This is a genomic window from Selenomonas sp. CM52 (assembly GCF_000292955.1).
Classification (GTDB): domain Bacteria; phylum Bacillota; class Negativicutes; order Selenomonadales; family Selenomonadaceae; genus Selenomonas.
In genome coordinates, this window is the sequence record NZ_ALNM01000035.1 from 1 (window position 1) to 24356 (window position 24356).

Sequence of the window (24356 nt, forward strand, 5' to 3'; positions counted from 1 at the left end):
CCGCTCCAGCCATTTCCACGCTTCTTTGTAAAGTTCACTCGCCGAGAGTGTTGAGCCGTCACGCTGAGCAGCCGACAGGAATTCCTTGGGAGGCGGCATTTCCACGCCCTCCGGCTCCGTGGCGATTTTTTCAAAATCCAATACCTTCAGCTTTCGCTTGCCGGGATTGCCCTCAGTCACTTTTTCTGCCAGGGATTTTCTCGGTCTGCCTCCCGTGCCGGGATGCGGTCCTCTAAGCCCCATACGATTTCCCCCTTAAAACTTTTCAAAACTTTTTGAGCATAAGTTTTAGCGTTTTGGGCTGTTTTATCGCGCATTTCAAGTGACTGTCAGCCCCCGCTATGCCTAGCTTCCCGCCCAAAATCACGCCAACAAAGCCTGTCTCTCTAACTGGTCGAAAAGTTATGCGAATTTTTCTGTCAAGCCCATCGCCGGTCCAGCAATGGCGCGGTTTTGGAGATTTTACCTCCCCCCACCCAGTCATTAATAAGAATTTTGCTTTACATCGTAAACCAAACAAGCTATACTATTTCTAAAAGAAAGGAGTGTGATCACCATGTCAACTGTCCCTACTCAAATAAGAATTGACCGATATATAAAGGAACAGGCCGGGGTTTTGTTTTCTGGGTTGGGCTTAGATATGTCCGGTGCCGTTAATATGTTTCTGCATCAGTGCGTTCTTCGTGGAGGCATCCCTTTTTCTATCGAAATGCCGCGTTATAAGCAAAGCACTTTGGCCGCTATGAAAGAAGCAAGAAGAATCTCCCGCGACCCTAATGTTCCCAGCTACGACAATATGGACGAACTAAAGAGGGCGTTAGAAGAATGACCTATCACATCAAATTCACCAGCGCCTATAAGAAAAGTTACAAGCGTGCCAAAAAACGCGGCTTGAACCTCAAACTATTGGATGATGTTGTCGATGTATTGAGACAGGGACACAAGCTAGATGCCAAATACCGTGACCACGAACTCCATGGGAATTGGGCGGGGTTTCGCGAGTGCCATATTCAACCAGATTGGCTGTTGGTGTACCTCGTTGAAAATGACATCCTCACCTTGACCCTTGTCGAAACTGGAACTCATGCAGATATATTCGATGAATAAGCTGTTCATTTAGGACGGCTTTTTTCTTTTGTGGATTTTCTCGTGACAGCTAATGCAGAGCGACATGAGATTCCTCTCGTCATGCGTGCCGCCATCGCCGAGCGGCTTGATGTGATGCACGAGCGTCGCCGCCACAAAGCGTCCGTACGCTCTGCACATCTCACACAGAGGCTCTCGTGCCAAATGACGGTCGCGAATCTTTCGCCACGCGCTTCCGTACCGCTCATGCTGCCTGTAGCCGCGAGCGAAGCGTTCGTAGTGCCTCTGCATCGGCTTCTCGTGCTTTTCGCAGTAGCCGCTCTTCTTATCTGTGAGATTCGGACAGCCTGTCATACGGCAGGGGCGTTTCGGTTTCCTCGGCATCTCTCACCTCCAACAAAAAAGCCACCGACGGGATTTCTCCCTCGATGGCTTCTTCCTATTCTTGCTGATTCTATCATATCAAAATCAACCTAGTGAACGCAATACGAACCTTTGTGAACTCATGTGCAGTCTAGTGCATTTTTATGTCCTTTTTCAAAATTTTTTCTACATCTTCCAGCGCCTTGCCGTGGATCTTATGTACCCATCGCACGCTGACATTTAAATCGGCGGCGATTTCCTCCCACGATTTGAAGCTGTGGTAGCGTCGCTCAAGGATGGCACAGGCTTTCGCGTCCTCGACCTGCCAGATCGTATTCATAATCTCAAGTTTCAAAGTCACCAGACGGTCGATGTCTGCATTGATTTCCGCTTCTGTGTCCGCAAGCCGCACAATGATGCTTTCCATCTTCTGATTGTTCGGACTTGGACTCTTTGGCATATTGCTGATGACCGCGCTAACGTTTGTTGCCATATCATGCAGCTGCGCCACATAGGCGAGCTTGTCGTTGATACGCTGGTCGATGTTCCTCGCCTGCGCCAAATACTCTTTTGCTGTCATTCAGACTCCTCCTCCAGCTTTTCGAGCAAAAGCTCGCCATCCAATGTCGTCAACTGGCTAAACCATTCTGAGCGGAAGAACCGCTTGATCTCCCTGTAGGTCTTCTCCGCTTCCGCATCTCTTGCGTTTTTCTGCAGGCGGAGCTTCGCTTCTCGGAAGTCATGCACCGCCTGCTCAATAATGGCATTCGCCAGATTCTCATACGCTTTTCTTTTATCAAATTCTTTCATCCAGTTCATCTGGAATCTCCTCCTTTTTGTGAATCGTTCCTTTGCAATCTTTATCTCTGTGCAGAGCATCTTCTATGACCGCCTGTACATCAGCCACCGAGCGCACCACCGAGGCCATGCCTCCCGCCGCGAGGATTTTCCGAAGCGTCGCTTCCTGCAACTTCGTCGCTCTGCCACGCTCGGTCTTGACCTCGAAGGCGAAGAACCGTCCGCCGATGCAGGCAATGATGTCGGGAATGCCTGCCGTCCCGTACATGCCGCCATGTTCCTTCCAGCAGAAGCATCCCGGCACACGCTTGAGGTGCTTCAAAATAGCTTTTACGATGTATGACTCTTTCATCTGTCAAACAGACCTCCATGTTTTCAAGGCTTCTGACACATTTGACAGCAAAAATCCTATTGTACTGTAAATTTTTATAAAATATGATGTGTATAATAAATATGTGTATATGTAAAGAGATAGGATTTACATGTCAAACGTGTCAGATTGTGGTGATATTTCCAGCAGGAAATCCGCGTTTCATCCAAGGCATTCACCGAGCTTGATGCCTATGAGAGTCCGCCTTTTCCCGAGGGCGTCCACTCCCCGCGTTATGCCGGAAAACGTCGCAGTGATCTGCTGCACGAAGTTCTTTTGTGCATATGGTCGCAAGCCGCATTCTTCGCAGTAGCCTTTGTACGCATTGAACAGCTCCGTCGAACCGACGGAATGTTCTGCAGAAAGTTCGCAGCAGTCCTTTACGAAGGAAAGCACGGAATCCGACTCTTCCCTGTATTGCTGCAGTTCATCGGCATTAACCTGCGTTTCCGAGAAGATGTAGCGATTCCCCATCAGGCGACGAAGCCCTTCCAAGGCAAAGAGGAAGATGCCGTCCGCTTCCATGCGGAATTTCTCCAAGAGCTCCGGATCGCGTTTTTCCTTCGGCACGGTGTATTTGAAGCGCAAGATGACAAGCCTGCGGTAAAAGCCCTCGGAGCGGTCGCCGTAGTTCTTCGGTATGCTGTTGCACGAGAACAGGGGTCTTGCGCTCGACTGGAAGCTGAACGGATTTTTGTTCTTTTTCTCCACGGTCAGATAGTCCTCACCCACGAGCGCCTTGAAGATGCCGTTGTCGTCGATGTTCTTCGTCGGCAGGTCGGCAAAGATGTTGGCGAGCTTGCCGAAAAGTTCCGCCGTCTTGAACCGCTCATTCAGCGCCTGCCACGACACATTACTTACGTTCCGCCTGCCTAAGAGGACGTCATTCAGCACGCGCAGCAGCACGGATTTTCCCGCCGATGCCGCGCCGACAATGACAAAGCATTTCTGCGCCGAATTGACAGGGATGAGGAAGTAGCCGAGCATTTCCTGAATCAGCCCGACCTGCTCCATGTCGCCTCCCATCGACTCGGCGAGAAACTTCTTGAACAATGGGCATCCTGCCGCTTCGTCGTAGGCAACATCAAGCTGCACCGTGGAGAAATAGTCGGGCGTATGCTCCGTAAGCGTATCCTCCAAAACATTGTACAGACCGTTGCGGACGTTGATGATATAGGGATTGGCATTCAGTTCTCGAATATCGCGCTGCACGAGAAGCCGCCACTGTTTTTCCGCATCGATGATCTGACTCATCTTTGTCTCACGAATCAGCATCTGCTCCTGTACGAGCCTCTGCGCTTCCATCTCAGCCATCTCGACATACACGCCGCCTTGGTAACGAAAGTGCTGCTCCGCCGCATAAAAAACCTTTTCGTTTTTCGCCAGCGCCTTTGCAAGCACACCCGGCAGGAAACGCACTCCCGCATCAATCACCTCGTACCACTCGAGAAGGGATTTGAGCGCCCTCTCCTTCCTCGCCTCCAGTTTCTTTCGGAAGGCTTTGTTTTCCGCCTTGAATGCCGTCTGCAACGATTTTAGAAAGGTCGGCGGCAGCTTGAAGTGGTCGCGGATATTCGACTGAATCATGGCGTCCGCCGTCACCATATCCTGATTGTAGAGATAATCGAGCATGAATGCCTTGGCGGTCTGCAAGTCTTTGACGGGTTCGCCCGTCACGGGAAACCCTTGCAGGATTTCCAACAGCACATGGATTTCCATCGGCTGGAAGCAAAGCGCCGCCGGGGATTTCACCGGACATTTCCCTGCCTTCGGGCACTTGAAGCCTTTCTCGGCAATCGTCCGGCATGTCATGGGCTTTGTGCCGCTTTCCAGAAAGTGGTTGATTTTCCTTTGCGTGTCTGCCTCGGAGTATCTCGGATAAGGCCGCGACATTTCATGAATCCTTGCCGTCCCGCCGGCAAAAGGCGCGAGGTTGGTAATCATCGCATACCAGTCGTGCTCGGAGAGCGTCGACGCATTCTCTCGGCAGTGCTTGATGAAATCACAGGCACGGCATACCTGCTCCAAACCTTTTGCCGTACCGTTCTTGCGTTCTGCGGGTGCTCCTTCGATTTCCGGCAGGACGCTTGCCAACTGCTCCTGCGTGTATTTACGCTCCGGATGGAAGGAGATACACGTCACCTCAACGGGCGTTTCCTTCTTGCAGTGGTGAAAGCCGGGCAGACGCATGACGCGCGATTCGTTCACACACACGGGATCGCCGCCAAAATGCTTGACGAGCCGCTTCTGTATCTCGCGAAAACGCTCCACTTTGGCGGTCGAATCCATGAAGTAATAAACGTGCAGGGATTTCTGCGTCTTGATTACCATAGATGGCGGCAAAGGAAAGGCATCGACATTTTTCTGCTGTTCTTCGAAGGTGCCGTCGTCCATTTCGAAGAACTGCGCGTTGATTCTCGTGATGGCGGCATCGTCTTGCCCACCGTAGTTGACCACGAAGAAGATGCCCCGCTGCATGGCATTGTGCTTCTTGAGCGTTTCCTCGATGCTCTTGTACTTCCCGCACTCGCAGGACAGCTTCGCGCCTCGGAAAACACCCGTCTTCTTGTCCTCGAATACGCGAAAGCAGACCGTATCGATCGGATTGAAGAGCGCACCGAGAACATCTGTCGCCGTTACATTCATGTTGTTTCCTCCCTGAAATACCGAAGCGTTTTCTTCCGTTCTTTCGCTTCCTTGATTTCCTCCGCCATGCCCCGTGATATTTCGCCGAACACCCAGACCTCATCGCACATCCGAAGGAGCGCCAGACCGAACATCAGCCCTATTTCGCGCTCTTCAACGTCGCTGTCATTGAGCATCTGCGGATAGAGCAGATGGCTCGCGATCGGCATATATCCCGCCTCGATAACACGGCGGCAATAGCGTATCGCCGCTTGCACATTCTCTTCTATGTCGCCTGCATATCTCGACGCCACATAGATTTTCCTGCGGTTCTTGTAAGCATTCCGCTTCTTCTGCCGCTCGATGTACTGCTGATACAGAATCCTCTGCATCGCCGCCCCTGCAGTGGGATCGGCATAGCCTTCGCTGTTTCTGTGCATCGGTCAATCCTCCAACTCTTCCATCGCGCCGAAGTTCTTTCCGGCTGCGGCTTCTGCCAGCAACGGAAGATCGAAGTCCGGAAAGGGCTGCGCTTCCATGCAGGCGCGTATAAAGGTTACGGCTTCCGAGAGTCTTTCCTCGGGTATAAGAAACGTCAGTTCGTCGTGTATCTGAAGAATGGGCTTCAGCCATGGACGCTTGGGAAGTCCCGCAAGAATCCTCGTGACAGCGAGCTTCAAAATATCTGCTGCCGTACCCTGAATCGGTGTGTTCAGAGCGCATCTTTCGGCAAAGGACTTCAAGCCCCAGTTGTCGCTTCGGATTTGCGGGAGATATCTGCGCCTGCCCAGCCACGTTTCCGAATACATCCGCCTTGCCGCCTGCGCTTTCGTTTCTTCCTGCCATGCGGACAGTCTGCGGTAACCGGCTTTGAGGTTGGTGATGATCGTCTCACATTCATCAAGGGATTTTTCTACGCCCGCCTTGAACTTCAGCGTTTTCTGCAATCCTCTGGGAAAGAGTCCGTAGAAGGTGCCGAAATTCACGTTTTTGGCAATGGTTCGGCGCTCCTTGTAGCCTTCCGCATGTTTGTCCTTGGCTTCTTCATCGCTCACGCCGAAGATGACGGATGTCGTGGCAGCATGAATGTCGCCGTTTTCGCGGTACGTCTTGAGCATCACTTCATCGCGGCAGTAGAATGCGCCCACGCGCAGCTCGATTTGCGAGAAGTCGAGCGACAGGACGAGCTGACCTTCCGGTGCTTGGATGAAGTTTCGCACGCCAACGGGATCGTTCGTCTTTCGCGGCATGTTCTGCGCATTGGGCTTGCGGCAGTTCATCCTGCCGGTGTCCGTGAAAAGCGCAAATATCTCCGGATGGATGCGCCCTGTGACGGCATTGACATATTTCAAATATCCGTCAATGTAGGTAGACTTGATCTTGCCCCATTTGCGGTATTCCTGTACCAATGTGAAAAGCCCAGACATCTCGGGGCGATTCATGTCGCACCATTCTTTTAGGAGCGTCATGGCCATGTCGTCCGCCGCCTCACGGTTGGTTTTCGTGGTTTTCAATACGGGAAGGTGCAAATCTCGGTAGAGATAGTTTTTGAACGCCTGCGTGGAGCAGTTCGCCCCGATATTCACATCGCCGATGATGAAGGAAATCTCCTTGCGCAGCCGCTCCATCTCGGCTTCCGCTTCCGTCTTTCTCTGATTCATAAGCGAGAGATTCACGGGGATGCCGTTCTTCTTCATGATGCCGAGATATACGGCGGTCGGACTTTCCACTTCCTCCACGAGAGTTCTGTGCTTCGGGAGATAACGGTCAAACCAGTCGTTGAACTTATGATAGAGCCGCAGGGCAAAATCCGCATCAGCAGCACCGTAGCGGACAGTTTCTTTGTCCTGTGCGTCCAATTCGTCAAAGTGCCTGCCGTCCGTCACATGCGTAAATGACGGCAGCGGTTCGTCAAACAATTCCTCCGCCAATCGCTTCAAGCCGCTCTCGTTCAGCTTGCGAAATTCATAGGAACTTTTGAGGCTCATCTGCGACGCGCAGATCGTATCGTAGACAGGCGCTTGGATTACGATGCCCTTCGCATACGCCATAGCGGATTCAAAGGCGATGTTGTGGGCGATTTTCAAGATTTCCCTGTCCGCGAGAAACGCAGATAGGAATGTGAAAAACTCCACTTCATCGATGTTCTTGCCGGCTCGATGGGAGACGGGAACGTAGATGCCCGTACCTTCTTCGACGGAAAAGGAGCAGCCGACGATGTGCGCTTTCGCCGAATCGAGCGCCGCCTTTTCTTCGTCCCGATACGTCTCGTCGGGCGCAGTTTCAAAATCGAACGCCACCAAACGACTGTCGCCGATGTAGTCACGTATGCTTTCCACAGTAGTTACGCATTGATATTTTGCTTGCATGATGTGTTCCTCCATTTTATATTTGCTCGGAGGAGCTGCCCCCTCCGAGCATTTTTATCTCTTACCGCAAAGGCTCGATGACTTCCCCTGCATTCGCATAGGGCATACCGCCATCTTCTGCGAGCGATGCCGTCGTGAGACTCGCCGCATACGCCTTGACCATCTCTGCCGTGCCCGTGAGCGCCGCACATTCTTCCGCCGTCAGCATCCGTTCAAAAGTGAATGCGGCTTGGGAATAGGCAATGCCGGAGGCATTGGCGACCTTTTTCAGCGTGATTTTCGTAACGACGCCGCTCAATTTCCTTCCCCTTGAAAGCTGACTCTTCACATACTGCGTGAAAGGTTTCAGCGAGCCTGCAGGCAGGGAAAGCATCAGCGGAAACATTTCTCCTTCGCGCAGGAGGTAGAGCGTGCGCTTGTTCTTACACAGCTTGCCCTGCCCTTCGGCGCTGCCGAATTTGTTATACGGGCAGTCCGCGCAGCTGCCGCCGGGATTTCCCACGCCCGTCCTGCCGTCGAACGAGCCGCAGTCCGGCGGATTGTTCCCGCCTGCATACTTGCTTCGATAGTAGGCATATGCCGGATGATGGTAGACGATGACGCCCGTGATGGCTTTCACCATCTCGCCCTCTTCGCTTTCAGCGGAGGGAATCTCGAAGGTCGTGCCGCCGCCCGCCGGCAGTTTCACACGATCAAAGGAGAATTCCAAGCCTTGGCAGTCTTCCGCCATGATTTCGCTGAGCGCTTCCTGCTGAGCGAGAACGGCAAATCCTTCGTTGTTTTCAGTCTGCATGTTTTTCTTGTTGTTCATCATTTTCTTTTTCCTCCTGTTAAATGGTTGTCTTGATACGTTTCATCGATGCGATGTTTCAGCATCCTACGACTTGCGGATGCCGACCGACACCTTGTCATAGGTGTTGACGATGCCTTCAAGCCATGCGGGAATATCCTCCCCTGTCGCTTCTCTCTGTTCCTTGAGAAACGAGGCCAGCGTGTTGCCGTTGACCGTTTCGACGACCAGCGTGCCAAAGCCATGGTCTTTCAGCGCCTGCATCATCTCTTCTTTGCACCCTGCCGCCGGAGAGGCGAAGAGGCGGCTCTTCAAGTAGAAGGTGCAGCCGCTGCGCGAGAAGCGGTCAAGTTCGGCTTCCGTCATGGCGTCGGAAAGCTGATTGTCCAAGTCGACAATCTCCGCACCCAGAGCCTTGGCGTTTGCTTCCAGAGATTTCTTCTCTTCCTGCAGAGCCTTGAGCCGATCTGCCATGGCAAAAATTTGTGTATTGTCCATTGGTGTTTCGCTCCTTTCACTTACTGACGAATTATTCAACCCCTTATGGGAAAGTCGTTGTCCTTTAAGGGATTGCCGCCTTTGCGGTAATCGTCGACAAGCATCTTGGCGAGATTCACTTTCTTTTGCAGTGCGTACAGAACCTTGCGGTCGATGGTTCCCTTGCAGACAAGATAGATGTAGTGACATTTTTCTTTTTGCCCGGCTCGGTGGATGCGAGCCTTCGCCTGCTCGAAATTGCTCATGCTGTAGTCGAGCGAGTAAAAGACCATCGCGCTTGCCGCCGTCAAGGTGATGCCGAGTCCTGCCGCTGCAATCTGTCCCACAAACACGCGGCAGTTTTCGTCGTGCCGGAAGCGTCGTATTTCTTCTTCTCGATCTTTCACGCCGCCGCGCACTGCGGCATAGCCGATCTTTTTCTTTTCCAGAAGCTCTTGTATGGTGTCGAGCTCTGCCACAAAGCGCGCCATGATGACGAGTTTCTTGTCTTCTGCCATCGCGGTGTCAAGGATATCCGACAGCGCCTCCAGCTTGGCGCGGCTCACGGCGTTTACTGTGCCGTCATCGTCGGTCAGATATCCTCCCGTAATCTGCGACAGACGCAGGAGGCGCGTGAGAATATTCACCGTAGTGACTTCCGACTCTGCAAGTTCCGCATAGCTTTCCGCCTCGATCTTGCCGTAAATCTTCGCGGCGGATGCTTCCATCTCAACTGTGCGGACTTCCTCGGTCACTGCTGGTAAATCCAAGCACTCCGCTTTCGTCACGCGATAGGCAATGGAATGAAGTTTTTGCAAGAACTCATCGGTCATCTGCCTGCGGAAGATCGGCGTATGGTTTCCGTAGCCGCACATATCGAAGTACCGATTGCGGAACGTATAGAACGATGTGCCGAAAATCGCCGGATTGAGGAAACGGTACTGCGAGAATACATCCAGTTCGCGGTTCGTGATGACCGTTCCCGTGAGAAGCAGCTTGTATCTTGCCTTGTCACCGATGCGGTGCATCCCCTTGCTCTGGGATGTGCGGTTCTCCTTCAGCTTGTGTGCCTCGTCTGCAATCACCAGGTCTGCATCGTAGGAAAGCAACTCCTTTTCGAGCCGCCATGCGCTCTCGTAATTTACGACCACGACCTGCAGTCCCTCGGCAGGCAGGTGGGAGAGCTGTTCCTTCTTCTTCGTCACCGTGCCCTTGAGTACGGTCAGAGTATATGGAAAAGATGCAAACTTCTCGAACTCTTCTTTCCATACACTGAGTATAGAAAGCGGCGCGACGACCAGCACACGATTGATTTTTCCTCGCTGATACATACAGCCCGCCACGGCGATGCTCACTATCGTTTTGCCAGTGCCCATCTCCATCAGCAAAGCGGTGCCTCTGCTCCTTGTCTCTGACGGCATAAGACCGAATAGACCAAGCGTAAATTCGTAGGCTTTTTTCTGATAGATATACGGCTGCACCTTGACGGGCATTTGAGAGAACTCGTCAGACTTCTGCATCTCATTCATTTTCCGTACATATTTCACCACCGCATCATCCTTTCTGAAGAAAGATTGCACGGATTCCCTTCGCGGATATTTCACTTCAAAAGGAACATTCCATATTTTTTGAAAAAATTTTTCGTTTTTTCTCAAAATTCAAAAAGAAAAATTTTTTCGTGCTATACTCTAAACATTCCCCAAACAGATGTGTTATTTCTCGGACTAACCCCAGTATACAAAACCCTTTGGATTGGCTTGGGTATGCTTGGGTAGTCCTCAACAGAAAGGAGAATGTATGACCTTTTCAGTATTTGCTAACCGACTTTATCCAATTATTGGAGAAGGCTGCCGCACGGACATTTTTACAAAATCTTTGTTAGCTTCCATCACAGAAGATGCAGAAGAAATCCTCGACGACTATTCGAAAAACACTTACAAGTCCTATTTCAACGATACGAGCTCCATCCAGAAATTTGCTAAAAAAATAGCTATGTATGTTGAGCCGGAAGCATTTGTCTCCTATATCAATCACCTGCCGACAGATGCCGTTTTATATGCGCTATGCAATTCTTTCTCCGATATTTTCCCCGGCGCTGACACTCAAGATATTGGCGAGAAACTCGCCTCCTTATTCGCTGACATTATCCGTGAAGAAGCCGCAAAAACACGAAAATCCCCGCAGAGAAAAGTCTCCGAGGGGATGCATGAATATGAAGATGCAGATGATGGAAAGACAACGGTTCTGGATGCCGAGCCAGAAGATAAAACGACCGTTATTCATCAGCAGCCGAACGTGGTGCAACATGGAACCAACAATCTTAATCTGACAAATAACGGTACGATGATTTTGAATTTTGGATGTTTCTTGAGAACAAATGAGCTTGCATAGCAGAAATGAAGGCATTAGAAAGCATTAGACCAATAACAAAAGTCAAATAAGAAATATCTACAACAGAAGTGGGGCTGTCGCACATAAATCATGTGCGACAGCCCCATAAATCAACGTAATTCTACGACAGGGGGTTATTTTCTTGTCCGCTTAACAGGGAGCAGTCCATTTGCTACAATAAATGGACATATAAACCATAGGCGTTAAGGCATTTTTTCTATGCCAGCCTGTTCATTCCTTTTATAAAGTTTTCAAAAATATAATTTCCACTTTCAGAATCTATGGCATATGTTTTTCCGCGTACGATACATCGACTCCAATCCGCAGGAGGTAGAAACCAATCTCTTTCAGCGAGAAAAATGACATCTTTTAAGAGAATACATCCAATGGTATTTCCCTCCAAATCTCCCCCAGTATTTTTTCGATAAGCGCGCACTTTTGATGTTAAGTCTTGCAAAGCGTATACACCATTTTGAATTGAATATTTTTTCCATGCATTCTCTAGTGACATAACTGAGAAAAAATCAAATTTCCCACCGCCTACGATGTGATTTTGTGGTGCATGTAACTTAAAAAGAAACCATTCTCCCTTGCACAGTGCTTTAAATTTTTTTGCTCCCGGCGTCCAAAAATTAACGACTTCAGGGGAGATATCTCTCAGGTTATAAAACCATTCATCATTTGTAATTCCAACATATAGCTTTCGCACTTCAATACCCCTTAGTTTTCAAATTGTAATTCAAGTTGCACTAGTAAGCTATCCGCTACACCCTCCATCAGTATATTCAACCTCACGAACAATTGCAACTCTTACTTTGTACCCAATATGAATGGGGAATATTGCAAGTTTAATTGTCGCATCGTTCTGCCAAACTTTGGTATCTTATGCAGCCGCAGCATACATATCATTTGCCGTCTTATAACCGAAGATTTTGCGCGGATAGTTGTTCACCCAATCTTCGATCCGTTTCAGCTCTCTTGGTTTCAGCGTGCTGAAATCCGTTCCTTTCGGCAAAAATCTGCGCAGAATATGGTTCCCGTTCTCGTTGCTCCCGCGCTCCCAACTACTGAACGGATGGGCGTAGTACACTTCATCGCACTTTGCTGCCTTTTGCAGCCCTTTGCCATCCAAAAACTCTGAACAATTGTCTGCCGTAATGCTATACTTGCGTGAAATCTCCCTTCACTCGGCGATGGGCGCGCCGAACCACCTGCAACACTTCCTTTTGTGTTTTATTTTTCACGAGCACATAGATGGATTTGCGTGTTTGCCGTTCTACCAAGGTCAAGATGACAGGTTTGCTTCCTTGTCGCCCAACCACCAGATCAATCTCCCAATGCCCAAATTCTTGCCTTTGGTTCACTCGTTCCGGGCGCTCTTCTATGCTTTTGCCTGCTCGGTTGTTCCAAGCAACTTTTCGCACTTTGCGCACGGCTTGTTTTGCCGCTTTCTTTTTCTGCAGCAGATCTTTGTTGCTGATTCCAAGGAACAAGTCTCGATCAATGTAATTGTACAGGTTTTTGACGCAGATCCGGGTGGCAAACGGCCATCCTTTTTGCTCCAGGTCGCCCAATACAGCTGCAGGCGACCATTTCTCTTTCTTGATCTTGCTTTCAATATACTCCACCAATCGATGGTCGTTCCCGATTTTCAGAGGCCTTCCTTTCATTGTTGTGGTAAACTAAAGTTGTAACAGGAATGTCTAAAGAATCCACCTGGTGAAAGGGGATTTTGATTCTTGTCACAACAACATTATGAACCAGAATTTAAACAACAAATCGTCCGACTTCATATCGAAGAGGGACGCACATACCGAAGCTTGACGGCAGAGTATGGAGTTTTAAAAGCAAGCATCTGCAAATGGTGCAAAGAATTCAGCGAAGAATGCCAAGAAAACGCCTCAAAAAATCCAATCGCCCAAAATGATCTGGAGCTCATGAAGGAGAATCGTCGTTTGCGCGAAGAACTTGCAGAAGCACGAAAAGAAAATCTTTTCCTAAAAAAAGCGGCGGCATTCTTCGCAAAGGGAATCGACTAGAGGCATATCGATTCATAGACGAACATCAGAATCTATTTGGCATTCGGTGGTTGCTGCGGCGTTTAGGAATGTATCCGAATGCTTATTACAACTACCGAAAACACAGACGAGCAAAGGAGGCTGCCTGAAAACAGACCATCCTTCGTCAAATTCAAACCATATATCATGAAACCAACGGCGTTGCCGGCTATCGCAGGATGCAAATTCATTTGGCGCGCAAGGGCATTCATCTTTCAGCTCTTACGGTTCATAAGTATATGAATACGGAACTGGGATCGCACTCTATTGTGCGGCGAAAAGCTCCGCGATATCAAGGTGGTCCACCTCATAAGAAGTTTGAGAATCTGCTCAAGCAAGATTTTACAGCAACACAAATCAATCAAAAATGGGCGACGGATTTCACCTATTTATTTCTCTGTGGAGGTGATGTTCGATATAATTGTACGATCATTGACCTGTATGATCGCAGCGTCGTTGCCAGCTTGACCGATCGGCGTATGACAAGCGACTTGGCAATCCGAACGCTGCGTAAAGCACTTAGCAGCCAACGAAAGAGAAGCAAAGGCTTGATTCTTCATAGCGATCAGGGCAGCCCGTATACATCAAAAGCATTCACAGATTTCTGTGAGGCGCAGGAACTGACGCAAAGCATGAGCAAGGCTGGATGCCCGTATGATAACACCCCCCATGGAGCGCTATTTCAACACGCTGAAGAATGAAGAAATTTATCTTCACGAGTATCACGATGAGGAATCTCTCTATCGCGCCGTTGAGCATTTTGCCTATACCACGTACAACCATGTACGTCCGCATTCTTATAACGGTTACCGTACGCCATTCGAAGCGAGGTATTCGTCATAAGTTTATTGGACACTTATGTTACAAAAATGCTTGACCACAACAAATAGCACAACTGTATCTTTTTTCATTATATCATGGAGACAGCCGATTTTAAAGACTTTTTAGGTATGAGAAGGATTTCTTGTATGACAAATTTCAACACCACATCGGCATTTTTCATCATAGAACGTAACCCCGAGTTCAATAGTCAAATAGGGAAAGCTCCTTCCAGAGTGTTTTATCCCACAATAGGAGGAGCTCTAGTCAAAATCGTTCCTAAAGATTTTACTTCTTCAAGTATTTTATGGAACAGTTACAACACGAGGTTCACATACATGAAGTACTTGGGCACACCAGTGAACCCTAGAAGAGAGTTTCATATTTCCTTTTCCAAACTATCATTGTTGTCACAAACACTATGAAAACAAGGAAGATTTTCTTTATTGCATCGGTATTGCTGGTAAATATTTAAGAAATGCTTCTTTCAAATCTTCTTTATAGCTTCCATCAAATTGTCGTATAATAAAATCATGGAAATCTTTTTTATCCAATCCCATAAGACTTGCAATCTCCCCAGATAGTCCCTTACGATTAAGTACACGCAAAGCATCGGAATACACTCTGTCTTCAAGAACACCTTTCATTTTTTTTGATTGTTGATCAAAAACTTCATTGAAATCTATTCCCTCATATCCTGCTTGTAAAGCATTTTGTATATCATTCTTTTCTTTACCAGAGATATCTATCCTGCTTAGTTGAAATTTCAAAGAAGACACCACAGCTTCACATATTTGTTGATTAATTCCATTTTCAAAAACATTAAATACAAAGTCCTTCACTGCGTCAATTTTCTTTGAGGAATCAGGATATTGCATAATTTTTTTTACTACTCCCAATACTTCCTCAACAATAAACAAATTCTCGACTTCTGCAACTTTAATTGTATACACATGTTTCTCTTCTAATTTTAGAATTTCTTCATCACCTCGATAATCCCTGTCAATCACCCCATAGCATTCAAGATGGCTTAATTGTCTATTCTTGCGCATAGCATCGGTATAGGCAATTACATTGGAACAACTCCCACATGGAACAACGCAGTAGTTATCGTATATAATCGAATACAACTTCACATCATGGCTATTTGCTGTTCCTTCTACAAATAGCACTGGACGTCTATTTCCTAAGATGCCAAGCAAAAGCTCTTCGGGTAACTCGCTATTCCCAACATCCTCATAGTTCCAGCTCGTTCCATCATAGTCTTTTACCCAGATTTTCTTTGCCTGATGGTGGGTCGCTGCAAACTGTATATCATGTGTAATATAAATAAAAAGGCAATCATTCCTTTGTTGCTCAATAACATTCCACAAGCGATTCATAATAGATCTGTGTAAATGAAGTTCTGGTTCATCTATAATAATAGTTTTATTTTCAGGAATACTCAAAGCCTGTGCGATTAAATACAAAACCACACGTTCTCCATCGCTCATATCTCTACCTGGATATTTTTTATTTTCTTTGTTCTTGAACGATGCCATGACTTTCGCATCTGATATGTCAATTGTTCGTTGGGGGAAAATACAATCCCATATCTGTTTTAGCACATCTATCGGCATCATCGGGACAGGTTCATGAAGTTTCCCCTCGCTATCCCGACGTTTACATTGAGTAAGGTATTCATCTGTTATTTTTTGTTGTGTAGCAAGTAAGGCCGATAATGCATATTCATAATCTTTCAGCAGACCAGAAGATGAATTATACTTTTCACCATCATAAGACCATCGTTGCTCATGGCTATCACGCTTACTTTGTGTACCATATCTCAGAAAATTCATTGCCTCCTCATAACTCCTTTGAGTAATATACCGACCAAATTCTAATGACTTTTGTGCGCTGATTCTATGGACGTCCTCTACCCGATTTTTTTCTATCCATTCCCCCAATCGGCTTTTTCCTGATCCGTTTGCCCCAATAATAATAACAGAGTTATTTTCCACACAATATTCCATAGAGTTATTATCTTGATCGGGAAGATAATATTTGTACCTCTTATCAGACATGATAATGCCTCCTCTTTTTTCGCAATTTTCGATATAAACCAAAACTTCGGATATAGCTACTTCAGTGCATCCTTTAAGCATATCTGGCGGAGTAGTTTCAAAAATCCGAGACGCTGTTTCGGGAATCGCCTCTCTGCTGTATGTGGTATAGAACCGACGCATATCAATTCATATTCTCGAGATATCCACCGAGAAGCCTCTGCCAAAACGATTCGTAAGGTTTTTCTGAAGTTCCTTTAACTCTCCCCTCACTCTACGCCACTCGTTGTAAGCACTAGTAAACTGTTCTGTCATTACAGGTAAATTCTCATCATCAATAGTTATCGTACCTAAAATCCTCTATGGAAGCACCCGCGCATCTAAACCAGCTATCGATTTGATGTTCCTTTATTGGATTATCAGCATTAGGATTCACAAATACCCACATACGACAATTCTCATACGACCAAGGTTGGGAAACATCCATAAAAATAATTGCTGACACCTTTCTCATGGCAGAAGGTAATGAAATTCCAAGTGTAGCCTTTCCATCATATTCATGTAGCATTTTATCCGAAAAGCGCGAAACGTTAACAAACATTCTCCTACATAGAAAACGGAGAAGCAAAAATACATCTTCATCTTTGTCTTTAGAAATCATCCACGAAACATTTTCATCAAAAGGGCAAAAAATCATATATGGTTGATTACGACAAAACTGAGAACCATGCTTCACAAAGTATAACTCATTATTTTGCGCCCACTCACATGAATTGAAACTGCCTACATATGATATAACCTCTCTTATGGGAGACAATCTAAATTCTAACCCATCTTCACGCTTCATTATGTATAGGTCATGGTTAAGATATTTTTCAGACTTCAGTTCACTATATATATCCTCTTTATGCTCTAATACATCTTGAAAGACTTTGTTTGGTAAATCATACGATCCACTAATTGTTATCATTTTTTTGTCGACATCAGCCATTAACTGAAATTTTTCACGTACTTTTTCTAATAATGGAAATCCAATGCCAAATAATTTAACATCGAATACTGCATCACATATTCTTCCATCTGCTTCATAATTACCTTTTTTCTTGAAGCAATCATCTTTTTCTATTGTGGGTTGTAGTTCAAACTGAATATGGTTGCTTTGCAGCCAATGATAAACCAAAACCTCATGAACCTTTCCGTTTTTATGACTTGGCTCTTGAGCAATCTCCTTGAAAGCACTTTGAACATAGTTCAAATGTCCTTGGACGAAAAGATTAATTAAAGACTCTTTTATATTTGTAACCTGAACATCTAGTAAGTCAATGGATCTTTCTTCGAATTTGATCTCAGGAAAATCGGGACAATTCTCCTTTATCTGGTTATATAAAGATACTGTTGTTTCCATTTTCATTCACTCCTCTACTCCATATTCTCCATCTTCATCCAATACTCCTCGTCCTCGATTTCATCGTCCCTAGCAAAAGCTCTGCCGAAAAGAGAGCATGCTGAACGGGTTCCTCCTGAATCATACCGTACGCCACAAACAGACCGACGGCAATCGGCAGATCAAGTCCCGAACTGTCCTTTCGCACGTCGGGGGGCGCAAGATTCACCGTCACCCGCTCCTGCCGCAGCTGAATACCGGAGTTGCGAATGGCAGTCCGCACCCGCTCCTTCGACTCCTTCACCGACGTATCGGGAAACCCCACCAGTTCAAACCCCGGCATCCCCGGTGACACATCCACCTCAACGTCGATAATCCGTCCGTCAATCCCGAGGGTCGTCGCACCATAGGTCTTTGCAAACAACGGCCTTCCCTCCTACGTTTCAAATATAAGAAAATTATAACACATGAAAGGGCAAGATGCCTAATGATTCTTTGCAACAAAAAAGAGATTCCAAACGTCCAGGTAGAGCGAATGGAATCTCTAAAGTGTGAAAAATACTTTTTCTTTGTATAAGCAACAAAATCTATTTGGAGAAAATGTACAATCTGCTATAGCCGATTTTCCTTTATATCGTTAATAAAGGCTTCCTTTGTCTCCTCACTAATTGAGTACATTGTCATACGAAACGGAAAGTCCTTGTTTGCAATTTTTTTCATATCGGAAGCAGACATCGGCGTTTTCAATGTTTGGAAATCCGTCAAGCCCATATTGTATTCATAATCCGTCTGTCCGTGATAATCCTGCTTTCCCAGCTTCCCATCAGCAATCCCATAGGCAATGATGCCTTGTCCCGTCTGATAAAGAAATACACAATCCCCCTTTTGTAATTTTTGGATTTTCTCTCTCCAACCGGGTTCATAGGCAGCAATCTTTTTTTCTCTTATCATATCCTGTGTACAGGAAGAATCATTGCTACTGTTTGTATTTAACACAAAGGCATGACTTTCATAAGCAAGAAAGCCTTTGACTGGAGAATACATATCAAACTCAATAAAATGCTCATTATTAATTTCATAGACCCAATAAGTAATTGCATCAATCTTTAGTCCATTTTCCTGCCAATAGGAGATCGCCTCGATTGTTTCCTGATCCAGTCCATTCGTAACAATGATAAATTTCTGTGTTTGGTTAAAATCCTCCTCTTTTATTTTATTACCATCTGGTAGATCAAAATATTTTGCGTGTGCATCAAGTAAACTCACATTACCTGTATGTTGTTTCTGATATAGATTATTCAGAGTATCATAATCACTCCTTCCATAAAGCTGCCCATAACGTAATACTTGCAAGAGATTTTCGGACTTCGCAGACCAACGCTTCAATTCAAAAATGTATAGATTTCCCATTGCGTCCAAGGCAAGAATATCCGGCTCTTCCTGATATGGACGTTCTGTAAAGATACTCATAAGATCATTCGAGTAAATGAGATCATTAATATTTCTTGATATTAACACCTCCAAATCTTTTTCCCGCCATGGAATATCAGCCAATGTAATCCTTTTCGCTTTTGTGGTTTTTCCTTTGTTGTTTCCAGTCGAAAGTTTATATAGCATAATATCAACCCTTTCATCGTTTATGTGACATTTTGTCCATCAAAACAGATAAATATTACTATTGTTAGTTTGACATTAATATAAAATCCTTCTATTTGGGCATCTTTTCACTCTGTCGGAAGATCCTCCCCTCCACATGACTCTTACAATGCGTCGGATCCTTTCATCAGCAAGAGGAAATCTGCACCAATCTGACGGACTTTATTTTCCACGATTCCTAAGCACCCACGTCTGATGGAGAGATCAGCGCGCTTGAAATGAATACGACCTCCTAACACTTCTTATACATCCCTATCACCAATATAAAATGTGACGAGCGGTATACGCCTGCACGTCAAATGGATAGAAAACCTCTGTTAATGCCGTATAGAGAGGGTGTCTCGGATGCCCCTCCTTCGTGAGTCTACCATAGCACTCCCATGGGATATCTCCCCATCCACGCACGCGCACAATATCATATATACCCCCTAACGATTTATATAAAAACGGTTTACTGGGACGTTCGATTGCCGTCCCCCATGCACACCAAATAACTTCAATTGAAAAAAACTTCAGAACCCATGGCAAAACTTTGAGATTGTTTTCCCGTAAAGTATCATTGTTTTCCAGCATCTCAGGATAGGACGTTCTTTGTGGGTACAAATTCATCATGATCCACCCGTGACCATTCTTTCGATTTTCGATGATTTTACGAATTCTTCGGATTGTCGGATCGTCATTCCCTGGTTTTGCAGTACTCGGGTTTACACCAAAGACAAGAACATTATGTTCCTTCGGTTCCCCTAATACATACCGTGCATTCTCATCATCTCCGAGGTATACCCAACCTGCCGGAATCTCTGGGCGTGCAGTCTCATAATCTAGCAGTTTTTCTAGTCTTTTAAATGTAATCTCCATTGGTATAATAGAGAGTTCCTTATCTTTCAAGGGTAACTCTCGGATTGTTTCCATGGCAACCTCTTCACTCCAGCCAACTTCTAAGTCGTCTTCCTTGATATTCATCTTACGCATGTAGGATTCTAGAACTTTATCATGGATACACAAATGGTGTCCACAGCCAAGATAAAAATAAGTCCATCCATATCTTTTCCGTTCGCCGTGATGCAATTTCTTAAATGGCAAAAAGTTACGTGCCAGATTTTTTAGATCGATATCCCCACAGATATAATTACTTGTGTAACGCTGTCCTTTGTCATTCCAAAAATCTACAGCTCCCGTCGTCCCCATCGCCCCACTCGCTGAGATACGAAAATACATCATGCCTTTGAGGAACGATGGACTCAAAATCCCGATTGTACAAAGGAATCGGATCAGGACATATATTTTCTCTTGTTTCCATAGAGAGAATAGATTTTGCCACATCGGCGGTGATAATGCATTTATTATTGTAATTCAAATCAATACTCGCATCTTCATTTTTTGCCGCTGCAATATATTTTAGAAGGTCTCGAATTTCCACCTCCGTTATGAAGTCGGATATCTCATCATCCTCCTCTGCGAAAAGTGCATTTAATGATGTAAATGCCGGCATGAGCACCATTCGATCATAATTATTCGCAGAAATATCCTCCTCAATTTTCTCAACATCGTCTGATGATACCAGGAAGTGTCCGCCTTTGTGCAGACATGAAAAAATACTCTCTAAGACCGCGCTCTGATTTCCTTCTGTTTCTTCCTGATGATGCCTGCGAATTGCTTCTTCTATACAGATATTTTCATTTTTGGTTTCTTCATCAAAATGCTTTAACATGGTATCCTCCTATACATCCGCTCTGTCGTCTTCATAACGGATGATGATATCTGCTAAAACTACGCCCTACACTATCTTCTTCTGTAACTAATCGGCATATTTCTTTGCCATGCGTTCCACCACTTCCTTGACCGCTGCACGAAGACTCTTAGGCGCTATGATTTCAATGCAGTCCCCATACTGTAATGCCCAATATTTCATAGCCTCTTCATTGCACTCCAGCGTTACCAGCATTTTTCCGTTGTCATCTTCCTCAATACGAAACGATTTTCCGAACCAATCGACCAATTCATCCATCAATGATGTATCAGCAGTAAATTTTACCGTTACGCAAGCGCCGCTGTACATATAGATATGCTCCGCCATATGTTTTGGAATTGTCCATCCTTGCGAAAGTTCCTTAACATCTTTTCTCGGCTTGACCGACTCGGACAGAATCTCGATGGAAGTAATTCGATCAATGCGATAATGAGACACGTCATCGTAGCTATCATAGTTTCCGATGAGATAATAGCGACCATTGTTGGCAACCATTTGATAAGGATTTACGATGTACAGTTTATCGCTCCTTGCATGCAATTTAAAGTCAATCCCATAGCGATTATATGTAAAACGCACCTTTCGCTTTTTCTCAATGGCATCGTTCAGCACATCCAGGACAATCATGACCTGCTTGTTGTCAGAATGAAATAGTTCTGGCAAAGTTGATATATGTGACACCTTTGCATGAAAATATCGGTTTCCCAATCCTTTGAGTTTTTCAATGAGTCGCTTTGCCTGCACGTCTGACAAATTCTTTGAAAATAAAACACTATCAATGAGCATACGCAATTCCGCATCCTCAAACTCACGCTCCACCAGATAACATCCACGCCCTGTTTCAATCTCGTAGCCGAAATCCTTAAGTATCTGAATGTTATTGTGAACCGAACGTCGGTCACATTCCATACCATAGTTCAACTTGAGCAAATTGATGATTTCCTTTTGGGTCAGTCGATGCCCGTCATCTGTATACTGCTTCAATATCTCAAGTATCAAAAGGCTCAGCAGCTTCTTATTGTTCCCTATATACACAGCCATTCACCTCACTATTTGTCCTTTTTACCTTGCAAGAATATTATACCATAGTCTATGTGTAAAAATTTACCCATAAGAAAAATAGCGTACCCAAAACATTTCCGACGTTTGTTCCCGCCATTCCAAACATCAAATAGCAAATTGGATCACTCATCTATTTATCCTCCAACACCAATTTCAATCCCGCCCTTGAAAACAACGATCACCTGTCCATTTTCCTTGACCACAATGTGATCAAGCAGCCCGCCCCATAGCTCCTCGTCAAACGCAACCTGCTCCCCGCCGATACCACATACCACTTGAATCATGCTCTCCAAGGTGTTTCTCTTGCTCTCCCTCTCGGCAATTTGCTCGTCCAACTGCTCCATATCCCCCTGCTTTTCCATATAGAGCGCACGAATCTCATTTTCCTGTTTCAGATATGCCGTCTGATTCTGTACCACCCGTGCATTCTCTCGAATCAGTGATTCAAGACGTTCTGCCAAAACACGAAGTTCCTGCTCTACTTTATCCCGTTCCTCCGTCAGCTCATCCGTTTGGCAAACACTGTCAATCAGCTCCGTGAGTTCTGCAGTCACGTTCTCTTTGACTTCCACCAAGGAGTTCAGTGCCTTGACGAAAATCTGTTTGATTTCCTCTTCCGTCAGATGTCTTGTGTTGCATGGCTTCCCTTTGTGGGCATATTTCTTGTTGCAGCGATAGATCACCCTGCGGTACTTGTCCGTCGAATGCCAGACCTTCGCCCCGTACCAACCGTCGCAACATCCGCATTTGATTTTATTCGCAAAGATGCTCACACCGCTGTGCTTACTGCCGTTTTCCCGCGCCTTGATTTCTGCCTGCACAAAGTCGAACAAGTCCGGCGGGATAATCGCCTCGTGATGCTCCTCCACATAATACTGCGGAATCTCGCCCGTATTCTTCCGTCGCGTCTTATCGAGGAAGTCTGCCGTATATTCCTTCTGGATCAGCGCATCGCCACGATACTTCTCATTTGTAAGGATGGAGAGCACCGTGGAAATATACCATCTATCTTTTCCAGACGGGGATTTGATGCTCCGCTTCTCCAACTCTTTTGTGATGGCATAGAAGGATCGCCCGCCAAGGAAGAGTTTGTAGATGAGCTTCACCACTTTCGCCTGTTCCTCGTTGATTTTGAAATCCTTGTCATAGCCGAGGAATGCACTGTAGCCCACACTGGTCCTTCCCTCGGCGAACTGCTTCCGCTTGCCCCATGTGGTGTTCTCCGAGATGCTGCGGCTCTCCTCCTGAGCGAGGCTCGACATAATCGTGATAAGGAGTTCCGTCTTATCCCTAACTTTGATACAATCTAACGATGCACCCCCTATACCCGATTAACGATGCACCCCCTTGCACCCCCCTGCCTATCGTTAAGCGAGTATGCGCCGTGAAGCCCCATAAATCAAGGCTTCGCGGCATAGCACTAGGGGGTGCATTTGCACACCCTAGGCCGAGATTTTGCACACCCTAGCCAGAAAAACTGGACACGGAAATCTAAAAATTGGTCAATGAGACCTGGATATCGGATAATTCCTATCAAAGATCTGAACATCCACTAATGGACTCCATAGACCATAAGACTACATCTGCCCTTTCCCCTTCCCATTTTGCTCTCTTGGAAGAATCATTAAAACATGTTATCATGATTTTATTCATTTCGTGTTCTACACCATTTAAGGAGGCTCTTATCGCGTGAAAAAGAAGGAACTTGCAAGAAAGATTACGAGCTGGCTTACCTTGGGCACATTCTCTTTACAGCCTGCACTTGCATTTGCGACGGAAATCCTCCCAGATCGCAATGCGCCGATCGAGGAACGCCCCCTTGTAACGGAAACGGCAAGCGGCAATCCCCTCGTTCAAATCACAGCGCCCACGGCAGGCGGCGTGTCTGTCAACCGCTATGAATTCTTCAATGTTCCCGAACGCGGCGCCATCCTCAACAACAGCTACGGCCTTGCCTCCACCGAACTTGCCGGATATGTGCAAGGCAATCCGAACCTCGCTGCAGGCACGGCGCGAATCATCGTCAACGAAGTCACGAGCGCCAATCCGTCTGAATTGCGCGGCTTCTTAGAGGTCGCAGGCGACAGAGCCGGCATCGTCATCGCCAATCCCAACGGGATTCTGGCAGACGGCGCCGGCTTTTTGAATACGGCAAGGGTGACGCTTGCGACCGGGCGCACCGAGATGGATGCATCGGGCAATCTCGCCGCCATTCGTGTGGAAGGCGGCAAGCTCTCCGTCACAGGAAACGGCCTCAATGCCCAAAGCACAGATTCCGCTGAAATCTATGCCCGCGCCATCGAAATCAATGCCGGAC

23 protein-coding genes and 4 pseudogenes are annotated in these 24356 nt (G+C 46.4%); 5 read left to right on the forward strand and 22 right to left on the reverse strand.

Features of this window, described 5'->3' with window-relative positions; translation table 11 throughout:
* Window positions 1–243 (reverse strand): annotated as a pseudogene (locus tag HMPREF1153_RS09260) (terminase); the annotation flags it as partial.
* A gap of 313 nt (window positions 244–556) precedes the next feature.
* Between HMPREF1153_RS09260 and HMPREF1153_RS09265 the strand changes: the two are divergent.
* Both HMPREF1153_RS09265 and HMPREF1153_RS09270 read left to right on the forward strand, forming a co-directional pair.
* Window positions 557–829, forward strand: a complete 273-nt coding sequence (locus tag HMPREF1153_RS09265; RefSeq protein WP_037370455.1) for a type II toxin-antitoxin system RelB/DinJ family antitoxin — start codon at window positions 557–559, stop codon at window positions 827–829.
* On the forward strand, window positions 826–1107 hold the full coding sequence (locus HMPREF1153_RS09270; protein ID WP_037370457.1) for a type II toxin-antitoxin system YafQ family toxin: 282 nt from the start codon (window positions 826–828) through the stop codon (window positions 1105–1107). The genes HMPREF1153_RS09265 and HMPREF1153_RS09270 overlap by 4 nt, the downstream gene beginning before the upstream one ends.
* 9 nt (window positions 1108–1116) lie before the next feature.
* Here the strand turns inward: HMPREF1153_RS09270 and HMPREF1153_RS09275 are convergent, their stop codons facing one another.
* From HMPREF1153_RS09275 to HMPREF1153_RS09320, 10 genes are all read right to left on the reverse strand, one after another.
* Complete coding sequence (locus tag HMPREF1153_RS09275; RefSeq protein WP_037370459.1) at window positions 1117–1470, reverse strand: HNH endonuclease; 354 nt, start codon at window positions 1468–1470, stop codon at window positions 1117–1119.
* Window positions 1471–1600: 130 nt separating this feature from the next.
* Window positions 1601–2029: a hypothetical protein gene (locus tag HMPREF1153_RS09280; protein WP_009646698.1), complete on the reverse strand. Its 429-nt coding sequence runs from the start codon at window positions 2027–2029 to the stop codon at window positions 1601–1603.
* Entirely contained in the window at window positions 2026–2268 is a 243-nt protein-coding gene (locus tag HMPREF1153_RS09285) for a hypothetical protein (RefSeq protein WP_009646704.1), read from the reverse strand. The genes HMPREF1153_RS09280 and HMPREF1153_RS09285 overlap by 4 nt, the downstream gene beginning before the upstream one ends.
* Window positions 2246–2569, reverse strand: coding sequence for a VRR-NUC domain-containing protein (locus HMPREF1153_RS09290; RefSeq protein WP_198003345.1), 324 nt, complete (start codon window positions 2567–2569; stop codon window positions 2246–2248). The genes HMPREF1153_RS09285 and HMPREF1153_RS09290 overlap by 23 nt, the downstream gene beginning before the upstream one ends.
* A gap of 210 nt (window positions 2570–2779) precedes the next feature.
* Window positions 2780–5263, reverse strand: a complete 2484-nt coding sequence (locus HMPREF1153_RS09295) for a DNA primase family protein (protein ID WP_009646719.1) — start codon at window positions 5261–5263, stop codon at window positions 2780–2782.
* Window positions 5260–5682, reverse strand: a complete 423-nt coding sequence (locus HMPREF1153_RS09300; protein WP_009646700.1) for a DUF7768 domain-containing protein — start codon at window positions 5680–5682, stop codon at window positions 5260–5262. Before HMPREF1153_RS09300 ends, HMPREF1153_RS09295 begins: the two co-directional genes overlap by 4 nt.
* Window positions 5683–5685: 3 nt before the next feature.
* A complete protein-coding gene (locus HMPREF1153_RS09305; RefSeq protein ID WP_009646695.1) occupies window positions 5686–7611 on the reverse strand; it encodes a bifunctional 3'-5' exonuclease/DNA polymerase in 1926 nt (641 codons plus the stop codon).
* A gap of 61 nt (window positions 7612–7672) precedes the next feature.
* Window positions 7673–8425, reverse strand: coding sequence for a hypothetical protein (locus tag HMPREF1153_RS09310; RefSeq protein ID WP_009646721.1), 753 nt, complete (start codon window positions 8423–8425; stop codon window positions 7673–7675).
* Between the two features lie 63 nt (window positions 8426–8488).
* On the reverse strand, window positions 8489–8899 hold the full coding sequence (locus HMPREF1153_RS09315; protein WP_009646699.1) for a gp33 family protein: 411 nt from the start codon (window positions 8897–8899) through the stop codon (window positions 8489–8491).
* 35 nt (window positions 8900–8934) lie between these two features.
* Window positions 8935–10407 carry a DEAD/DEAH box helicase gene (locus HMPREF1153_RS09320; RefSeq protein WP_232208269.1) on the reverse strand — a complete coding sequence of 491 codons (1473 nt, stop codon included), beginning with the start codon at window positions 10405–10407 and terminating at the stop codon, window positions 8935–8937.
* Window positions 10408–10675: 268 nt separating this feature from the next.
* On the opposite strand from HMPREF1153_RS09320, the gene HMPREF1153_RS09325 reads away from it, so the two are divergent.
* On the forward strand, window positions 10676–11269 hold the full coding sequence (locus HMPREF1153_RS09325) for a hypothetical protein (protein ID WP_009646707.1): 594 nt from the start codon (window positions 10676–10678) through the stop codon (window positions 11267–11269).
* A gap of 217 nt (window positions 11270–11486) precedes the next feature.
* Here HMPREF1153_RS09325 and HMPREF1153_RS12785 read toward each other — a convergent pair whose 3' ends face one another.
* The 3 genes from HMPREF1153_RS12785 to HMPREF1153_RS13180 all read right to left on the reverse strand — a co-directional run bounded on the left by HMPREF1153_RS12785 (window position 11487) and on the right by HMPREF1153_RS13180 (window position 12900).
* On the reverse strand, window positions 11487–11978 hold the full coding sequence (locus tag HMPREF1153_RS12785) for a hypothetical protein (protein WP_156810572.1): 492 nt from the start codon (window positions 11976–11978) through the stop codon (window positions 11487–11489).
* Between the two features lie 174 nt (window positions 11979–12152).
* Window positions 12153–12401 carry an IS30 family transposase gene (locus HMPREF1153_RS13175; protein ID WP_009646715.1) on the reverse strand — a complete coding sequence of 83 codons (249 nt, stop codon included), beginning with the start codon at window positions 12399–12401 and terminating at the stop codon, window positions 12153–12155.
* A 28-nt stretch (window positions 12402–12429) separates the two neighbouring features.
* Window positions 12430–12900: an IS30 family transposase gene (locus HMPREF1153_RS13180; protein ID WP_009646703.1), complete on the reverse strand. Its 471-nt coding sequence runs from the start codon at window positions 12898–12900 to the stop codon at window positions 12430–12432.
* 108 nt (window positions 12901–13008) lie between these two features.
* Between HMPREF1153_RS13180 and HMPREF1153_RS12590 the strand changes: the two are divergent.
* Window positions 13009–14169, forward strand: a pseudogene (locus HMPREF1153_RS12590) (IS3 family transposase).
* Between the two features lie 419 nt (window positions 14170–14588).
* Here HMPREF1153_RS12590 and HMPREF1153_RS09350 read toward each other — a convergent pair.
* The 8 genes and pseudogenes from HMPREF1153_RS09350 to HMPREF1153_RS09385 form a co-directional block, all read right to left on the reverse strand.
* Window positions 14589–16208 (reverse strand): DUF4435 domain-containing protein, encoded by a 1620-nt coding sequence (locus HMPREF1153_RS09350; RefSeq protein WP_037370464.1) that lies wholly within the window; start codon window positions 16206–16208, stop codon window positions 14589–14591.
* 313 nt (window positions 16209–16521) lie between these two features.
* A complete protein-coding gene (locus HMPREF1153_RS09355) occupies window positions 16522–17592 on the reverse strand; it encodes a hypothetical protein (protein WP_009646711.1) in 1071 nt (356 codons plus the stop codon).
* Between the two features lie 70 nt (window positions 17593–17662).
* Window positions 17663–17995: pseudogene (locus tag HMPREF1153_RS09360) on the reverse strand (magnesium chelatase domain-containing protein); the annotation flags it as partial.
* A 188-nt stretch (window positions 17996–18183) separates the two neighbouring features.
* Complete coding sequence (locus tag HMPREF1153_RS09365; RefSeq protein WP_009646720.1) at window positions 18184–19188, reverse strand: hypothetical protein; 1005 nt, start codon at window positions 19186–19188, stop codon at window positions 18184–18186.
* Window positions 19189–19482: 294 nt separating this feature from the next.
* Entirely contained in the window at window positions 19483–20415 is a 933-nt protein-coding gene (locus HMPREF1153_RS09370) for a DUF1643 domain-containing protein (protein WP_009646702.1), read from the reverse strand.
* Window positions 20381–20938, reverse strand: a complete 558-nt coding sequence (locus tag HMPREF1153_RS12795) for an SseB family protein (RefSeq protein WP_009646718.1) — start codon at window positions 20936–20938, stop codon at window positions 20381–20383. Before HMPREF1153_RS12795 ends, HMPREF1153_RS09370 begins: the two co-directional genes overlap by 35 nt.
* A gap of 87 nt (window positions 20939–21025) precedes the next feature.
* Complete coding sequence (locus HMPREF1153_RS09380) at window positions 21026–22018, reverse strand: helix-turn-helix transcriptional regulator (RefSeq protein WP_037370470.1); 993 nt, start codon at window positions 22016–22018, stop codon at window positions 21026–21028.
* Window positions 22019–22173: 155 nt separating this feature from the next.
* Window positions 22174–23319: pseudogene (locus HMPREF1153_RS09385) on the reverse strand (recombinase family protein); the annotation flags it as partial.
* Window positions 23320–23728: 409 nt separating this feature from the next.
* On the opposite strand from HMPREF1153_RS09385, the gene HMPREF1153_RS09390 reads away from it, so the two are divergent.
* Window positions 23729–24356 (forward strand): filamentous hemagglutinin N-terminal domain-containing protein (locus HMPREF1153_RS09390; RefSeq protein ID WP_009646713.1); only part of this gene is annotated, 628 nt, incomplete at its 3' end.

Coding starts and splice junctions, on each gene's coding strand:
- HMPREF1153_RS09265 (WP_037370455.1), top strand. CDS start 557: ATGTCAACTGTCCCTACTCAAATAAGAATTGACCGATATATAAAGGAA.
- HMPREF1153_RS09275 (WP_037370459.1), bottom strand. CDS start 1,470: ATGCCGAGGAAACCGAAACGCCCCTGCCGTATGACAGGCTGTCCGAAT.
- HMPREF1153_RS09310 (WP_009646721.1), bottom strand. CDS start 8,425: ATGATGAACAACAAGAAAAACATGCAGACTGAAAACAACGAAGGATTT.
- HMPREF1153_RS09350 (WP_037370464.1), bottom strand. CDS start 16,208: ATGTCTGATAAGAGGTACAAATATTATCTTCCCGATCAAGATAATAAC.
- HMPREF1153_RS12795 (WP_009646718.1), bottom strand. CDS start 20,938: ATGTTAAAGCATTTTGATGAAGAAACCAAAAATGAAAATATCTGTATA.
- HMPREF1153_RS09365 (WP_009646720.1), bottom strand. CDS start 19,188: ATGCTATATAAACTTTCGACTGGAAACAACAAAGGAAAAACCACAAAA.
- HMPREF1153_RS09370 (WP_009646702.1), bottom strand. CDS start 20,415: ATGGGGACGACGGGAGCTGTAGATTTTTGGAATGACAAAGGACAGCGT.
- HMPREF1153_RS09355 (WP_009646711.1), bottom strand. CDS start 17,592: ATGGAAACAACAGTATCTTTATATAACCAGATAAAGGAGAATTGTCCC.
- HMPREF1153_RS09320 (WP_232208269.1), bottom strand. CDS start 10,407: ATGAATGAGATGCAGAAGTCTGACGAGTTCTCTCAAATGCCCGTCAAG.
- HMPREF1153_RS09325 (WP_009646707.1), top strand. CDS start 10,676: ATGACCTTTTCAGTATTTGCTAACCGACTTTATCCAATTATTGGAGAA.
- HMPREF1153_RS09300 (WP_009646700.1), bottom strand. CDS start 5,682: ATGCACAGAAACAGCGAAGGCTATGCCGATCCCACTGCAGGGGCGGCG.
- HMPREF1153_RS09270 (WP_037370457.1), top strand. CDS start 826: ATGACCTATCACATCAAATTCACCAGCGCCTATAAGAAAAGTTACAAG.
- HMPREF1153_RS09315 (WP_009646699.1), bottom strand. CDS start 8,899: ATGGACAATACACAAATTTTTGCCATGGCAGATCGGCTCAAGGCTCTG.
- HMPREF1153_RS09305 (WP_009646695.1), bottom strand. CDS start 7,611: ATGCAAGCAAAATATCAATGCGTAACTACTGTGGAAAGCATACGTGAC.
- HMPREF1153_RS09280 (WP_009646698.1), bottom strand. CDS start 2,029: ATGACAGCAAAAGAGTATTTGGCGCAGGCGAGGAACATCGACCAGCGT.
- HMPREF1153_RS09295 (WP_009646719.1), bottom strand. CDS start 5,263: ATGAATGTAACGGCGACAGATGTTCTCGGTGCGCTCTTCAATCCGATC.
- HMPREF1153_RS09380 (WP_037370470.1), bottom strand. CDS start 22,018: ATGGCTGTGTATATAGGGAACAATAAGAAGCTGCTGAGCCTTTTGATA.
- HMPREF1153_RS09285 (WP_009646704.1), bottom strand. CDS start 2,268: ATGAACTGGATGAAAGAATTTGATAAAAGAAAAGCGTATGAGAATCTG.